Source organism: Micromonospora sp. H33, from assembly GCF_052068455.1.
GTDB lineage: Bacteria > Actinomycetota > Actinomycetes > Mycobacteriales > Micromonosporaceae > Micromonospora.
Genome location: NZ_JBQHDE010000017.1, coordinates 51,054 through 65,863 on the forward strand (window position 1 = coordinate 51,054; position 14,810 = coordinate 65,863).

At 73.1% G+C, this 14,810-nt stretch carries 13 protein-coding genes; 9 read left to right on the forward strand and 4 right to left on the reverse strand.

Annotation, left to right across the window (positions count from 1 at the left end):
- Window positions 1-48: 48 nt before the first annotated feature.
- The 6 genes from ACTMS0_RS26475 (at window position 49) to ACTMS0_RS26500 (ending at window position 5,615) form a co-directional block, all read left to right on the forward strand.
- Window positions 49-606, forward strand: a complete 558-nt coding sequence (locus ACTMS0_RS26475; protein WP_441157971.1) for a helix-turn-helix domain-containing protein — start codon at window positions 49-51, stop codon at window positions 604-606.
- Entirely contained in the window at window positions 599-1,471 is an 873-nt protein-coding gene (locus ACTMS0_RS26480) for an SRPBCC family protein (protein ID WP_441157972.1), read from the forward strand. The genes ACTMS0_RS26475 and ACTMS0_RS26480 overlap by 8 nt, the downstream gene beginning before the upstream one ends.
- Before the next feature lie 296 nt (window positions 1,472-1,767).
- Window positions 1,768-2,664 carry a CHRD domain-containing protein gene (locus ACTMS0_RS26485; protein ID WP_441157973.1) on the forward strand — a complete coding sequence of 299 codons (897 nt, stop codon included), beginning with the start codon at window positions 1,768-1,770 and terminating at the stop codon, window positions 2,662-2,664.
- Window positions 2,665-2,849: 185 nt separating this feature from the next.
- A complete protein-coding gene (locus ACTMS0_RS26490; protein ID WP_441157974.1) occupies window positions 2,850-3,083 on the forward strand; it encodes a zinc-ribbon domain-containing protein in 234 nt (77 codons plus the stop codon).
- Window positions 3,084-3,364: 281 nt separating this feature from the next.
- A complete protein-coding gene (locus tag ACTMS0_RS26495; protein ID WP_441157975.1) occupies window positions 3,365-4,759 on the forward strand; it encodes an MFS transporter in 1,395 nt (464 codons plus the stop codon).
- 97 nt (window positions 4,760-4,856) lie between these two features.
- A complete protein-coding gene (locus ACTMS0_RS26500) occupies window positions 4,857-5,615 on the forward strand; it encodes a MerR family transcriptional regulator (protein ID WP_441157976.1) in 759 nt (252 codons plus the stop codon).
- 48 nt (window positions 5,616-5,663) lie between these two features.
- Here the strand turns inward: ACTMS0_RS26500 and ACTMS0_RS26505 are convergent, their stop codons facing one another.
- Window positions 5,664-7,937, reverse strand: coding sequence for a WD40/YVTN/BNR-like repeat-containing protein (locus tag ACTMS0_RS26505; protein ID WP_441157977.1), 2,274 nt, complete (start codon window positions 7,935-7,937; stop codon window positions 5,664-5,666).
- Between the two features lie 180 nt (window positions 7,938-8,117).
- Here ACTMS0_RS26505 and ACTMS0_RS26510 point away from each other — a divergent pair, with 180 nt between their 5' ends.
- The gene (locus ACTMS0_RS26510; protein ID WP_441157978.1) at window positions 8,118-8,402 is read left to right on the forward strand and encodes a putative quinol monooxygenase; all 285 of its coding nucleotides are present in this window, start codon (window positions 8,118-8,120) and stop codon (window positions 8,400-8,402) included.
- A 4-nt stretch (window positions 8,403-8,406) separates the two neighbouring features.
- On the opposite strand, the gene ACTMS0_RS26515 is transcribed toward ACTMS0_RS26510, so the two are convergent.
- Both ACTMS0_RS26515 and ACTMS0_RS26520 read right to left on the reverse strand, forming a co-directional pair.
- Window positions 8,407-9,672, reverse strand: a complete 1,266-nt coding sequence (locus tag ACTMS0_RS26515) for a serine hydrolase (protein ID WP_441157979.1) — start codon at window positions 9,670-9,672, stop codon at window positions 8,407-8,409.
- 76 nt (window positions 9,673-9,748) lie between these two features.
- Window positions 9,749-11,296: a gluconokinase gene (locus tag ACTMS0_RS26520; RefSeq protein ID WP_441157980.1), complete on the reverse strand. Its 1,548-nt coding sequence runs from the start codon at window positions 11,294-11,296 to the stop codon at window positions 9,749-9,751.
- A 349-nt stretch (window positions 11,297-11,645) separates the two neighbouring features.
- Between ACTMS0_RS26520 and ACTMS0_RS26525 the strand changes: the two genes are divergently transcribed.
- Together ACTMS0_RS26525 and ACTMS0_RS26530 are read left to right on the forward strand one after the other, a co-directional pair.
- Complete coding sequence (locus ACTMS0_RS26525; RefSeq protein WP_441158013.1) at window positions 11,646-12,800, forward strand: hypothetical protein; 1,155 nt, start codon at window positions 11,646-11,648, stop codon at window positions 12,798-12,800.
- Between the two features lie 97 nt (window positions 12,801-12,897).
- A complete protein-coding gene (locus ACTMS0_RS26530) occupies window positions 12,898-14,313 on the forward strand; it encodes a hypothetical protein (protein WP_441157981.1) in 1,416 nt (471 codons plus the stop codon).
- 116 nt (window positions 14,314-14,429) lie between these two features.
- Here ACTMS0_RS26530 and ACTMS0_RS26535 read toward each other — a convergent pair whose 3' ends face one another.
- Window positions 14,430-14,798, reverse strand: a complete 369-nt coding sequence (locus ACTMS0_RS26535; RefSeq protein ID WP_441157982.1) for a VOC family protein — start codon at window positions 14,796-14,798, stop codon at window positions 14,430-14,432.
- Window positions 14,799-14,810 lie beyond the last annotated feature (12 nt).

Consider the following 14,810-nt stretch of genomic DNA (forward strand, 5'->3'; position numbering starts at 1 on the left):
GTCGAAGGGATTGACAAAGAAGTTTTGTACGTACAAACTGATTTTGCCATGAGAGATGTCCTGTACCTGGAGCAGCTTGAGCAGGCCGAGGTCCTGCTCAAGCCGCAGCGTGTCGAGATCCTGCGGCAGCTGGCCGAGCCGCGCACCTGCACCGAGGTGGCCGCGCGGCTCAACCAGACGCCGCAGCGCGTCTACTACCACGTCAAGCAACTCGTCGCCGCCGGCCTGGTGGAGCAGGTCAGCGAGCGCAAGGTGCGGGGCATCAGCGAGGGCATCTACCAGGCCGCCGCCCGGTCGTACTGGCTGTCGCCCCGGCTCGTCGGTCGCATCGGCCTGCGCCGGGCCCGCGACGAACTGAGCCTCGGCTACCTGCTCGACCTCATGGAGGAGGTCCAGGCCGACATCGCCGGGCTGGACCGCACCGCCCCCGAGCTCCCCTCGGTCGGGGTCTCCGGCGAGATCCGCGTGCCCGCGGAGCAACGCCAGCAGTTCCTGCACGACCTGCAGGCGACCCTGCAGGACCTGTTCACGCGCTACGGCGGAGCCGAGGGCGACGCCTTCAAGCTCGCCGTGGCCGTCTACCCGAAGGGAACAGACCGTGAGTGACCCGATGAAGCTGACCGTCCGCCTCGCCGCTCCGGTCGAGGCCGTCCGCCGCGCCCTCACCGACCCCACCGAGCTGCGCGTCTGGCTCACCGAGCAGGCCCGCGTCGAGCTGCCGACGACGTACGAGTTCTGGGGCCGGCACACGCCCGAAGGCGACGCCCCGCACCAGCGGCTGCTGCACGCCGACGACCACAGCCTGCGCTTCGCCTGGCTGCTCGACGGGGTGGAGACCACCACCGAGATCACGCTGCGCCCGGACGGCCCGGACGCCACCGTGCTCATCCTCGCGCAGAGCCACGTCACCTTCGCCGAGGCCATCAGCGGCAGCACCATCCGGGGGGTGCTCCAGACCTGGTGGAGCCTGGCGCTCGCCAACCTCGACGCCCACCTTGCCCGGCAGCCGCTGCTGCCGAAGGTCGACTTCACCTCCGCCGAGATGCGCGGTGAGCTGCTCATCGCCGCGCCGATGGCCAAGGTCTGGGAGTCGCTGACCGACTCCGAGCAGGCGAGCGCCTGGTTCGGGTACCCGATCGGCATCGAGCCCTGGGTCGGCGGCCGCTACGCGATGGGCGGCTTCGAGGCCGGCCACGCCGCCAAGGTGGTCGACGTGGAGCCGGGCCGGAAGATGTCCGTCGACTGGGGGCCCATCGGCGTCACCACCTGGGAGCTGGCCGAGTCGGCGGGCAAGACGAAGCTGACCTTCGTGCAGAGCGGCTTCGACGAGCAGAACCCGCCGTACGGGGCCTGGGCCGGGTCGGTCTCCGGGCTCGCCGAGCTGCGCCGCTACCACGAGATGGCTGACTGGCGGCCGATCTGGCTCTCCGCCGAGGTGCCGGGCATGGAGCCGGCGGCAGCGGCCGGCTGAGCATCCCCGGCACGACGAAAGGAGCCCGACCGCGCTGGTCGGGCTCCTTTCGTGGCGGTTGTCCCCCGATCGCGGTACGTCCGGGAGATCCCCGGAGGCCGAATCAGAAAGCCCCTCACCTTTGCTGGGCCAATGTGTGAGTATTTCACCATAGGCACCCGTTCGGGGTGAGTGGCGTAGATCCTCACACTCCGCTCCTGACTGAACGGTGCCTTCCCGCCTGTGTCCTCAAACGGATGGATGACCGATCCGTCGATGAGTCTGGCCAGGCAAGACCTAGGTGAGGAGCAGCAGTGATGATGGGACGTACCCGACTGTGGGCAGTTGCGCTGGCGGCCGGCGCAGCGGTGGCGGCCACCGCCGCGGGCGGCGCGGCCATGGGCGACGGGAAGGACGACTTCGGCGACCTTCGCGACTGGAGTGACTCCCGGGACTGGGGTGACTCCCACGACTCGAAGGGCGAGCGGTTCGACGTGCGGGCGCACCTCGACGGCTACCAGGAGGACCCGCTCACGATCTCGACCACGGGCAACGGTCGCTTCGAGGCGCACGTCGACGAGCGCAAGAAGGAGATCGAGTTCCGGCTCAGCTACGAGGACCTCGAGGGGAAGGTCAACGCGGCGCACATCCACTTCGGGGGGAGGCACCAGAGTGGGGGGATCATCGCCTTCCTCTGCGGCAGCCCATCGAAGGACGGGAAGGGCGGCGCGCCGAAGGGCACGAAGGAGTGCCCGGCGGCTCCCGCCACGGTCCGGGGAACGATCAAGCCCGAGGACGTCATCGGCCCACAGGAGCAGGGCATCAAGCCCGGCGAGTTCGACGAGGTGGTCGACGCGATCAAGGCCGGCGTCACGTACGCCAACGTCCACACCGACAAGTACCCGAACGGCGAGATCCGCGGTCAGATCAAGAAGGACGACCGGAAGAAGGATGACGACAAGAAGTCGGACTGGGGCTGGAGCAAGGACGACGAGGAGTCGGACTGGGGCTGGAGCAAGGACGACGAGAAGTCGGACTGGGGCGGCAAGGACGACGAGAAGTCGGACTGGGGCGGCAAGGACGACGAGAAGTCGGACTGGGGCGGCAAGGACGACGAGAAGTCGGACCGGGGTGACAAGCACGGCAAGGACGGCAAGGGCGAGCACTCGGACGAGAGCGACCGCGACTGGGGCTCGGAGCACCGCGAAGGCTGACGGAGCTTCCCGTCCGCGCCGGCTGATGCCCTGAGCGCCTTCGAGGCCTGGGGCGGACCGGACCGAAGGGGCACCCCTGACGAGGGGGTGCCCCTTCGGCGTGGGCCGGCATCGACACGGCCGGGCCCGGAAAATCATCGTCGGCCGATGTGATTACGCCGGGTCCCGGTGGGTACTGGCGGGCGATGTTCTTCATCTTCGGCCTCCGCACCAAGGTCAGCCGCTCCGGCGTCGTGCAGCAGGTCTGCCGCCACTGCGGCAACCACGCCGCGCAGGTGATCACCCGCCGGTCGACGAAGTTCACGCTGTTCTTCATCCCGCTCATCCCGATCCGCACCCGCCACGTGCAGCAGTGCACCTTCTGCGGGGCCCAGTACGAGATCTCCCGGTCCGACGCGCAGCGGCTCGCGGTCGGTTGAGACGATGGCCCGCTTCCTCTGCTGGCTGATCGGGCGGGACCCGGTCATGCCCGCACCGGCCCCCGTGCACACCGCCTCCCGGCCGCCCTGCACCCCCGGGCGTCGGCGCCGTCGCCGCGAGCGCCGACCGCTGGCCGGGACCGCCCTGCCCCGCTCGCCCCGGAACCGCTCCGCCGGCCGCTGACCCGGCCTGCGGTCGCCCTGTGATCTCCGCCCCGACCGGGCGACCGGGCCCACGGCGCGATCTAGCCTGGGACGGTCGCGAGGAACGGGGGGAACCTTTGCGTAACCACCCGGCCGTCGTGCTGGTCGCCGTCCTGCTGTCCACCTTCTTGCTGCCGGTCTCGCTGACCGGGGCCTCGGTCGCGCTGCCCGACATCGGGCGGGACCTCGACGCCGGTCTGGCCTCCGTGCAGTGGGTGGTCAACGGTTACAACGCGACCTTCGCGAGCTTCATGCTCGCCACCGGCGCGCTCGCCGACCTCGTCGGCCGGCGGCGCGTCTTCGCCTGCGGGGTGGCGCTGTTCGTGGCGTCCGGCCTGCTCACCGCGGTCGCCGGTGACATCCTGCTGCTGGACGTCGCCCGGGCGGTCGCGGGTGTCGGCGCCGCGGCGGCCGCCACCAGCGCCTCCGCGCTGCTCGCGGGCGCCTTCCAGGGCCCGGCGCGGGCCCGCGCGTTCAGCCTCTTCGGTACGACGATCGGCGCCGGCCTGGCCTTCGGCCCGTCGGTCGCCGGGCTGCTGATCGACACGCTCGGGTGGCGGGCGGTGTTCGCCGTGCCGGCCCTGGCGGGCGTGGTGGTGCTCCTGCTCATCCCGTGGCTGCCGGAGTCGCGCCAGCCGCACGCCGGCCGGATCGACTGGCCGGGGACCGGGTCGTTCACCGCCGCTCTGCTGCTGCTGATCTTCGGTTTCGTGCAGGGCCCCGAGTACGGCTGGGACGACGTGCGGATCGTGAGTGCCTTCGCGACGGCGGTGGCGCTGCTCGTGGTGTTCGTCCGCGTGGAACGGTCCCGCCCCGATCCGATGTTCGACCTGGCCCTGCTGGCGAACCCCCGGTTCGTCGGCATCTGCCTGGCGGCGGCCACCATCGTCGCCGTCATGGTGCCGCTGCTGGTTTACCTGCCGTCGTACTTCACGACCGTGGTCGGGCTGACGCCCGGTGCGGCGGGCGCGACGCTGATCCTGCTCACCGCGCCCACCCTGGTGCTGCCGCTGCTCGCCGGGGCGCTGACCCGGCGGGTGCCGGCTCCGGCGGTGATCGTCGCGTCGGTGGCGGTGGTCGCGGTGGGCGCGGCCTGGGCGACCGTGCTGGCCCCGACGAGCGACGCGGCCGCGCTGGCCGGCCCGCTGCTGACCATGGGCGCCGGGATCGGGCTGTCGATCGGGCTGCTCGACGTGCTGGCGATCGGCAGCGTCGGGCCGCACCGGGCGGCCACCGGGGCTGGCATGATCAACACCGCCCGGCTGGCCAGCGAGACCATCGCCATCGCGGTCGTCGGCGCGGTGCTGGCGAGCACCACCGCGGGGCGGCTCGCCGACCCCGGCTTCACCGGCGGCCTGCGGGCCGTCCTCTGGACGATGGCCGTCCTGGCGGCGGTCGCCGCGCTGGCCGTCGCGACGCTGCTCCGCTCGGGTGCCCGGAGTCGCGAGCCGGTCGCGCAGCCGAGCCCTTGACCGGGGACTCTTCCTCCACCGGAGGAAGGACCGTTCCATTCCCTTGACCCTCACGTTGCGGGAGGCGGGAGCCTGGATCGCGGAAGGGAGGGAGACCATGGCGTACACGGTGGGACAGGTGGCGAAGGCGGCCGGCGTGACCGTCCGGACGCTGCACCACTACGACGAGATCGGTCTGCTGTCGCCGAGCGGTCGCAGCAGCGCCGGTTACCGGCGCTACGACGACGCCGACCTGGAGCGGTTGCAGCTCATCCGCTACTACCGGGAGCTGGGTTTCCCGCTGGAAGAGATCGCCGCGATCCTCGACGACCCGGCGAGCGACCCGGCCGAGCACCTGCGCCGGCAGCACGAGCTGCTGACCGCGCGGATCGGGAAGCTCCAGGAGATGGTCGCGGCGATCGAGTTCGCGATGGAGGCGAAGAAGTTGAACATCCAGTTGACGCCGGAGGAGCGTTTCGAGGTCTTCGGTGACTTCGACCCGGACGTGCACGCCGAGGAGGCGGAGCGGCGGTGGGGCGAGAGCGACGCGTACCGGGAGTCGAACCGGCGTGCCGCGGGCTACTCGAAGGAGGACTGGCTGCGGATCAAGGCCGAGAACGAGGACTGGGGTCGCCGGTTCACCGACGTGATGGCCTCGGGCGCGCCGGCGGACAGCCCGGCGGCGATGGAGCTGGCCGAGGAGCACCGGCAGATCATCAGCCGGTGGTTCTACGACTGCTCGTACGAGATCCACACCGGTCTGGCCGACATGTACGTCGGTGATCCCCGGTTCACCGAGCACTACGAGCGGATCAGGCCGGGGATGGCGGCGTACCTCGCCGAGGCCATCCACGCCAACGCGATCAGCCGGGCGTGACCTCGTCCGTGGCCCTGGCGGACGCCCCGCCAGGGCCACGGACGGCGGTCAGTCGCCGATCGTCGCGTGCAGGATGCCGCGGCCGAACGTCGCCGCGAACAGCGTCTTCGACCCGGCGTGGAAGTGCAGGTCCATCACCGGCACGGCGGGGAACGACGCGCCGACCTTGAGCCAGGTGCGGCCGAGGTTCGGGGTGAAGAAGACACCCATGTCGGTGCCGACGTACAGCCACTGGGGGTGCTTCGGGTGCCGGATCACGTCGTTGATCGGCGCCTGCGGCAGGTTGCCGGAGATGTCCCGCCAGGTCGCCCCGCCGTCGGTCGTCATCAGCACGTGCGGCTGGGTCTCGCTCTCCCAGCGGAAGCCGGAGTACGTGACCCAGGCGGTCCGCGCGTCGGCCGGGTCGACGGTGACCCGGGTGACCCACCGGTCGGGCAGGTCGGGGTCGGTCAGCCGGGTCCAGGCGGCCCCGCCGTCCCGGGTCACCCACAGGTAGCCGTCGTCGGTGCCCACGTACACCACGTCCTTGTCGGTCGGCGCGATGCCGATCGCGGTGATGGTCGCGTACGACGTGGCGTTGCGCGGCGTGGGCCCGCCGGTCAGGTCGGGGCTGACCGCCCGCCAGGTGCGGCCCCGGTCGTCGGAGCGGTTGAGCACGTTGGAGCCGAAGTAGACGGTGTCCGGTGTGCCGGGGGCGATCTCCAGCGGCGACACCCAGTTGAACCGGGTGCCGGCGAACCGGGCGCGGATGGAGGTCATCGTGTCGCCGCCGTTGTCGGAGCGGGCGCACCCGCCGTTCTGCGAGCAGGCGTACACGTTGTTGAGGTCGGTCGGGTTGATGCGGTTCATCATCCCGTCGCCGCCGCGGTACAGGTTCCAGTCGGTCCCGCCCCACGAGCGCAGCGAGCCGTTGTCCTGGGTGCCGCCGGAGACGCGGCGGACGTCCTGCGCGCTCGCGTCCATCGCGTAGAACTGCATGTACGGCTGGACGGACGCGGCGGTCCACGGGCCGACCACATTGCCGCCCTGGTCCGACCAGTAGAGGCCGCCGTCGTTGCCGACGTACACGCGGCCCGGCTTGTGCGGGTCCCAGGCCATCGCGTGCTGGTCGACGTGGATGCCCCGGCCGGTCACCCAGGTGCGCCCGCCGTCGCGCGACTCCATCATCGGCACGCCGGCCGAGAAGACGTGGTTTGCGTCGGCGGGGTCGACCCACAGTCGGCCGAACCACCAGGCGAACCCGCCGTCGGCGGCGTCGAGCGCGGCCTCGCCGGTCATCGGCCGGGTCCAGGTGGCGCCCGCGTCCTCGGAGACGAAGAAGCCGGTCAGGTTGCCGATCCGGTCGTTGGTGATCGCGTACGCGCGGTTCGGGTCGTTCGGTGCGAATGCGACGCCGATGCGGCCGGGATCGCTGGTCGAGGTGGGCAGGGGTGCCCCGATGCGCGTCCAGGTGGCGCCGCCGTCGGCCGAGCGGTGGAGGCCGGAGCCGGGGCCGCCGTACTCGCGTCCGTCGGGGTAGCGCAGCTTGTCCCACATGGCCGCGAGCAGGACGTCCGGGTCGGCCGGGTTGATCGTGACGTCGATCGCGCCGGTGGAGTCGTTGAGGCCGTCGAGCACCTGCTTCCAGGTCTCCCCGCTGTCGGTGGTGAGGTAGACGCCGCGGTCGCCGCCGGTGTCGAAGAGCCGGCCCTGTGCGGCGACGAGGATCCGGCGCGGGTCGGTCGGGTCGATGCGGATGCGCCCGATCGCCCCGGTGTCGGTCAGCCCGAGGCTCTCCCAGGTCGCGCCGCCGTCGGTGGAGCGGTAGACGCCGGTGCCGTAGTACGAGCCGCCGCCGCCGTGGTCGGGCTCGCCGGTGCCCGCGTACAGGGTGCCGTCGGGCGCGACGGCGAGCGCGCCCATGGACTGCGGCAGGTCGTCGGACCAGGCGCTGGTCAACGTGGCGCCGCCGTCGGTGCTCTTCCACACCCCGCCGGTGCCGGCGGCGACGTAGACGGTGCCGGGCGTGGTCGGGTCGATCACCACGTCGATCAGGCGACCGCCGATGTTGGTCGGGCCGAGCAGGTGCCACGTCACGTCGGACAGGTGCGGGGCTCCGCGCCGGGTGGCGTTCTCCAGCGTTCGCGTCTGGGCCAGCGCCTCCTGGTACGCGGTGGCGGGGATCGAGCCGTCCGGGTTGGCCCGCTGCGCCCACATCCACTCTGCCGGCGCGGCCGGATTCTCCTCCTCGGCGAGCGCGACCGGGCGCGGTGGATCACCGGCCAGGTGCACCAGGGTCGTCGCGACCGTGAGCGCGGCGGCCACGGCCCCCGCGCCGATCAACCGGAACCGTGTCCGCCTCGACAGCACCGACCGCATGGGTCACCGGCCCTTCCGCAGCATCGTCGCTGCTCGATGTGGAGGTCAGCGTACGCGGCGATCGACCTTCGTGGAAGATTCCGGTATCGGTCGTACGGCTGTGGGACCGTCGCGACAGGATCGTGCGCATCGGAGGTTGGACACGTGTTCATCGTCGCCGGAAGCCTCTACGTCGACCCGGAGGACCGGGACGACTACCTCGCCGGATGCGTCGAGGTGGTGGAAGCGGCCCGGAAGGCGCCCGGCTGCATCGACTTCGCGATCAGCGGGGACCTGGTCGAGCCGGGCCGGGTCAACGTCTACGAACGGTGGGAGACCGAGGAGGAGCTGCTCGCGTTCCGGGGCTCCGGCCCCACCGAGGAGCAGCAGGTGGCGATCCGCGGCGCGGAGGTCCACCGGTACCTGATCTCCGGCGTCGAGGCCCCCTGACGGGTCACTCCACGACCGCCCCCGGCACCGGCGTGGTCAGGTAGTCGTAGACCACCCGGGCCAGGCGACGCACCACCTCGTCGCCGGTGGCGATCGGGCCGCCGGTGAGGAACGCGACGGCGACCTCGGTTCCGGGGATCAGGTAGTACCCGACGTCGTGCGAGGCGTCCGGCAGGTCGCCGGTCTTGTGGGCGACCGGCACGCCGGGCGGCAGCGCGGCGGGGATCTTGTTGTTCAGGGTCTGCCGGCGCATGAAGTCGATCATCAGGTCGCGGCTGGGCGGCGCCAGGATGTCGGCGTCCCAGACCGCGCCGAGCAGCGAGATCACGTCGTCCGGGCTGGTGTAGTTCTCCTCGCCGCGCCGGGCGGCCTCGGTGTCGAGCAACTTGCGGGCGAGGATGGTCTCGCGCTGGTTCATCGAGTCGATCAGGGCATTGACCGGCGCGAACCCGCCCAGGTAGTCGATCAGCACGTTCGCCGCCGTGTTGTCGCTGTAGATGATCATGTATTCGGCGAGCCGGTACAGCGTGACGACCTGGGGGAACGTCTCGTGCTGCAACTCGCCGGTGCCGCCGACCACGTCGGCCGGCGTGACCAGCACCCCGTCGGTCAGCGACACCTGACCGCAGTCCACCCGGCGCAGCAGCTCGACGAGGATCCACAGCTTGATCACACTGGCCGCCTTCGGGCGGAACGTGCCGTTGACCGCGACCTGCTGGTCGCCGTACCGGCCGGACAGGTCGCGGACCGTCACGCCGGCCGGGTTGGTCGCGGCGGCGTCGTCCACCACCGCCGCGAGCTGCCCGGTGAGCGGCAGAAGCCGCCGCCCGGCGACCGGGTCGGTGGGCGGCATCGGGTCGGTCACCACCGTGCCGAGGTGCCCGTCCGGCGGTCCGGCGGGTGGGAACACCGCGAGGAAGCCGCGGCTGCGGCCGGTCAGCGGGACGTCGTAGGCGTAGGTCGTACCGCCGACGGTGACCCGGCCGCGCGCGATGCCGTCACGGATCCGCATGCCCGGGTCGGCGACGCGGCCGGTGTCGCCGTCGCAGGCCCGGTACCGCACGCTCCGGGCGGCGGCGTCCACCGAGAACGCCCCACCGGCGAAGGCGAGCCAGGCCAGGTCGCCGGCCGGCGGCCGCGCCGGCGCGGACCCGGGTCCGCCGCCGTCGGCGACCGCCGGTTGCGGCACCAGCGCCAGCACCAGAACAACCAGCAGTACACGGACAGCGCCCCACCGCGAAGATGAGCGCTTCTTGTCGGCTTTGCTCACGTTTGCACCATAAGGAGCAGGCGACGCGCCGGGTGGCCCGCCCGACCCGGTCACCCGATGGAGTGGCGGGCCGGGCTCACTTCGGCGGCGCCACCGGCGGGGGCTCCGGCGGCAGACCCGGAGCGAGCCGGCGCAGCGAGGTGAAGGTCGGCACGAGCGCGTCGTACAGCTGGGCGAAGAGCGGCAGCAGCGACGCGTACGTGGCGGCGGCGGCCGGGTCGGGCCGGACGGTCTGCTCGATGTCGACCAGCTCGGCCGCGACGTCGATGGACGCGACCAGGCCCAGCGCCTCCATGCCCAGCAGCGCGGCGCCGAAGGCGGACCCCTCGCGGCCCGCGGGGAAGTGCACCGGCATGCCGAGCGCGTCGGCGAGCATCTGCCGCCACAGCGGGCTGCGGGCGAAGCCGCCGCTGGCCCGGATCTCGTGGATCTCGTTGCCGGCCGCGCGGATCGCGGCGAGCACCAGCGCGAGCTGCTGGCAGACCCCCTCCAGCGCGGCCCGGACCAGGTGCCGGCGGCGGTGTCCGTGGGTCAGCCCCACGTACGCGCCGCGCGGCAGCGCCGACCAGTTCGGGGCCCGCTCGCTGAGCAGGTACGGCAGCATGAGCAGCCCGCCGGAGCCGACCGGCGCCCGGGCGGCCTCGGCGAGCAGTTCCTCCTCGGCGTCGGGGCCCAGCTCGGGAGCGAGCGCATCGCCGGCCCAGTCGAGCGCGATGCCGCCGTTGTTGATCGCACCGCCGACCGCCCAGCGCTGTTCGGTCAACGCGTAGCAGAACACGCCGCCCAGCGGGTCGACGCCGGGCCGTTCGACCATCACCCGCATCGCACCGCTGGCGCCGATCGAGCAGGCCGCCATCCCCGGGGCAACCACGCCGAGACCCAGGTTCGCCAGCGGCCCGTCCCCGGCGCCGACCACCACCGGCGTGTCCCGGGGCAGCCCGGTCGCCGCGGCCGCCTCGGGGCTGAGGCCCGGCAGGACATGCGTGGTGGAGACCAGCTCCGGCAGCTGCCGCGCCGTGATCCCGGCGATACCGAGGGCCTCGGAGTCCCAGGAGAGCTGGTGGATGTCCAGCAGGCCGGTCGCCGAGGCGATCGAGTGGTCGGTGACCAGCGCGTCACAGAGCCGCAGCAGCAGCCAGTCCTTGATGCCCACCCAGTACGCCACCCGGCCGAAGAGTTCCGGCTCCTGCTCGGCGTACCAGAGCAGCTTCGGCAGTGGCGCCATCGGGTGGATCGGGGTGCCGGTGCGCCGGTGCAGGGCCAGCCCGGACGGCACCGCCCGCAGCCGCTCGGCCTGCCGGGCGGATCGGGAGTCGGCCCAGGTGATCGAGGGCGTGATCGGGTCGCCGGAGGGGTCGAGCCCGATCAGGCTGTGCATCACGCTGCAGAGGGAGAGAGCGGTGACCGGTCGGTCGAGCTCGGCCACCGCGCCCCGGATCGCCTCGATCACCGCCGCGTGGATGCGGTGCGGATCCTGCTCGGCGTACCCCGGGTGGGGCTCGTCGAGCGGGTACCCGGCGGAGTGGTGGGCGAGTAGCCGGCCGCGGATGTCGTACGCGAGCGCCTTCGTGCTGGTGGTGCCGACGTCGACGCCGACCACGACGCTCAGGGCCCTGTCGGTCACCGGCCCCACCCCCTCGCCGTGCGCGGCCCCGGCCGCTGACGTTACCGAGCCGAGGGCGGGCGGGACGGCGAATCCGGTCGCGCGCCCGCGGTCCGCCGTGCGGTCGCGCCGCGCGCCGCGTGTCGTGGGGTCGCGCCGCGCGCCGCGTGTCGTGCGGTCCCCGCCGCTCTTCCTCGAGTCGCGACACGCCCGGACGACATGAATCGACTCGGCGAAACCGCCCTATCGTCCGGGTTGCTCCACCGATCGGGCAATTTGCAGCCCGCAACCCGTCCCCGTGCGGGCCCCACCGCGGTTAACAGATGTGACACCCCGGTTGGTGGCCCAGGGCCAAGGAGTCGGCGTGGCAATGACTGTTTCGACGGGTTCGACGTGGCGGTACCGGTGGGCACACCGGCAGAACGAACGCCGGCAGCGGAACTTCCGCGGCGCCGACGAGGCATGGCGACGGCGCGACGAGGAACTGCGCCGCGTGCGTACCCTCGCCGAGGATTTCGAGGGCTCGACCGACGCGGGCGTCGGGCTCCCCCTGGAGCTCGCCCCCGGTGAGGTGGTCTTCTGGGCGTGGCCCGCCGCCCAGCTGGTCGAGGTCCGGCACACTGCGGTGCTGCCCGCGCCCGACCTCACGGTCACGCCGCAGCCCGCGCCGCTGCGCAACCGGCGGCCCGACGGCATCCGGATCGCCGACGCCGGAATGGCGGTGATCACCAACCGCCGGCTGGTGCTGCTCGGCGGACGTGGCCGGCGCGACTGGACGTACGGGAAGATGACCGGCCTGGCCCACGACGCGACCGCGCCGGTCACGCTGATCCAGGTGCTCGACCGGCGCCGCGCCTCCGGGCTGCTGCTCCCGGTCGACGTGGCGGCCGACTTCCGGTTCAAGCTGACGCTGGCGTTCGCCGACGCGATCGAACAGCGCGCGGCGGTCATCGCCCAGCTCGACGAGGCGATCGCCGAGCACGGCCAGCTCAAGCCGTTCCGGCCGGCCATCGCCACGCCCGGGCAGGCGCGCCTGAGCGGGTTCGTGCCCGGCGGCCGGCGGACCGTCGCCATCGCCGCCGGCATCGCGCTGCTGGTGCCGGTGGCGCTGCTGCAGTCCGACCCGTCGGATCCGGGCCGCTCCGAGGTCGCGGTCGCCGCCACGCCGGCACCCACGGAGACCACCGCGGCGCCGGTCAAGGCCGCCGCGTCGCCGAAGCCGCTGGGCGGAGACGGGTCACCCGCGCCCTCGTCGCCCTCGTCGCCCGCGCCCTCGTCGCCGTCGTCGCCGTCTAAGGAGGAGCTGTGCGGGGCGCCGGCCAACCCGATGGGGTACGGCTTCTGCAGCGGCACCCGCATCCGCAGACCCGCGGCCGAGGTGTGCGACTGGTTCGACTGCGTGCCCGAGTTCTGGGCCGGACGCGGGTACCTCGTGCAGTGCCGGGACGGCTCGGTCAGCCTGGCCGGCGGAAGCTCCCGGGCGTGCGGCGCGCACGGCGGCGTCCGCCGTACCTTCCGACGCTGACCCGGTCGGGAGGGTGGCGCGGCTGTCGACCCGCTCCGCTGACCGTCCGATAGAGGCGGGAACGTGTCCACTCGGGATGTGAAACGTTGTACCCTGCGTGACGGCGACTTCACCCCCCGATGCGCCACGGCCGTCGTGGCGTCTGCGGTGGGCTGAGCGGGAGAACGACCGGCGGCGGAGCGCCCACGCCGGTGCCGCCGAGGCGTGGCGTCGCCGTGCGGACGAGCTGACCCGGCTGCGCATCGAGGCGACCTGCTTCCTCGGCTCCAGCCTGCCACCCGACGGGCTCCTCGTGCGCCTGAGCCATGGCGAGGTCCTCTACCGCGTACTCCCGAAGGTGGAGCTGGTCGAGGTCACGGCCCGGCACCTCGCCGACCTGTCCGCGCCCGGCCTGGCCGTGGACCCGGCCGGCACCGACGCGCCGGAGCGCCCGCTGCCGCGCGGCCTCCGCGTGGTCGACGCCGGCACCGCCGTCGTCACCGACCGTCGCGTGGTGTTCCTCGGCCGGCACCGCCAGCGGATCTGGTGGTACGCGGACCTCGCCGGCCCGGCCCACCACCCGCGCGCCCCGCTGACCCTCCTGCACACCACGGACGGGACCCCGCTGGCCGGGCTGCTGGCGCCGCCACCGGCCGCGCTCAACCTCCGCTTCTACCTCACGCTCGCCTTCGCCGACGGCCTCGGCAACCGCGACGCCGTCGCCGCCTGCCTGGACGACCTGGTCGCCGCTCACCAGCGCACCCGACCGGTCGCGCCACCGGTCGCCGCGCCGGCCCAGGCCCCGGTGATCGCCCGGCTGCACGACCGCCGGCTCGCCGGCACCGCGGCGGCGCTGGCCGCGTCGCTCGTCATCGGCGCCACGTTCGCCGTCGGCCAGACGCTCGCCCCGACCGCCCCGGCCGCGACGCCCAGCCCGGTCGTGGTCAGCGACGTGACCGGCCCGGTCGACGGCTCGCCGACGGCCAGCGGGGTGCCGACCACGCTGTCACCCGAGCCGGACGGAGGCTCACCGACGCCCTCGGCCGGCGCGACGTCACCGACCGGTGACGCCCCCGGCGGCCCGGTGCCGCGCAGCCCCGGAGCCGCGGGCGGTCTCCCGCCGGATGGCGGCGCGTCGACGGGCGGGCCGGATGGCGGCGCGCCTGGCGAGGTCCCGCCGGCGGGCGGGCCGGCCCCGGGTGCCCTGCCGCCGGCCGTCGTGCCGGCCACCTCCGCACCTCCGCCGGTGGTGCCACAGCCGGCCCCGTCCCTGCCGGCCACGCCCGCGTCGCCCGCGCCGACCGGGCCGGATTTGTGCGGCGCGCCGGCCAACCCGTACGGCTACAACTACTGCGGTGGTTCCCGCGTCCACGACCCCGTCGCCGACGTGTGCCGCTGGTTCCGTTGTGTCGCCGACTTCGGGCGCGGGAAGGGCCACCTGGTGCGGTGCGAGGACGGGCTGATCGGGTGGGTCGGCGGCCCCGGCGGAACGTGCCCGTCCCACCCCGGCGCGAACCGCCCGGTGTACCGGTAGGTGCGCGGGGGGTCGCGGAGATCTAAGATTTCGGCCCGTCGGAGGGCCACTTTCTTCCACGATCTCCCGGCACCCGCCCGTCCGGCGCGCGGCGGCTGCCGTCCGGCGTCCGGCGGTCACTCCGGCTTGTGGCAGACCGCTTCGACGTTGTTGCCGTCCGGGTCGCGGACGAACGCGCCGAAGTAGGTCGCGTGGTATTCCGGCCAGAGCTTCGGGCCGTGCAGGACCTCGGCGCCGGCCGCCACGGCGGCGTCGTGGAACGCCTGCACCGCCGCCCGGTCCGGCGCGGTGAACGCGATGTGCGACTCGACGCCCTGCGCCTCGCCGCTCAGCGGGCTGAGCCAGAAGTCGGGGGCGCTGCTGCCGTATCCGACCGCCTCGGGGAACTCCATCATGCGGCGGGCCCCGAGCGGGGCCAGGACGGCGTCGTAGAAGGCGAGGCTGGCGGGCAGGTCACGCACCTGGATCCCAAGGTGGTCGAGCATGACGGGCTCCTC

Excerpts from the sequence above, each read along its gene's own strand:
- ACTMS0_RS26475 (WP_441157971.1), top strand. The coding sequence starts at position 49 with ATGAGAGATGTCCTGTACCTGGAGCAGCTTGAGCAGGCCGAGGTCCTG.
- ACTMS0_RS26485 (WP_441157973.1), top strand. The coding sequence starts at position 1,768 with ATGATGGGACGTACCCGACTGTGGGCAGTTGCGCTGGCGGCCGGCGCA.
- ACTMS0_RS26490 (WP_441157974.1), top strand. The coding sequence starts at position 2,850 with ATGTTCTTCATCTTCGGCCTCCGCACCAAGGTCAGCCGCTCCGGCGTC.
- ACTMS0_RS26500 (WP_441157976.1), top strand. The coding sequence starts at position 4,857 with ATGGCGTACACGGTGGGACAGGTGGCGAAGGCGGCCGGCGTGACCGTC.
- ACTMS0_RS26525 (WP_441158013.1), top strand. The coding sequence starts at position 11,646 with ATGACTGTTTCGACGGGTTCGACGTGGCGGTACCGGTGGGCACACCGG.
- ACTMS0_RS26535 (WP_441157982.1), bottom strand. The coding sequence starts at position 14,798 with ATGCTCGACCACCTTGGGATCCAGGTGCGTGACCTGCCCGCCAGCCTC.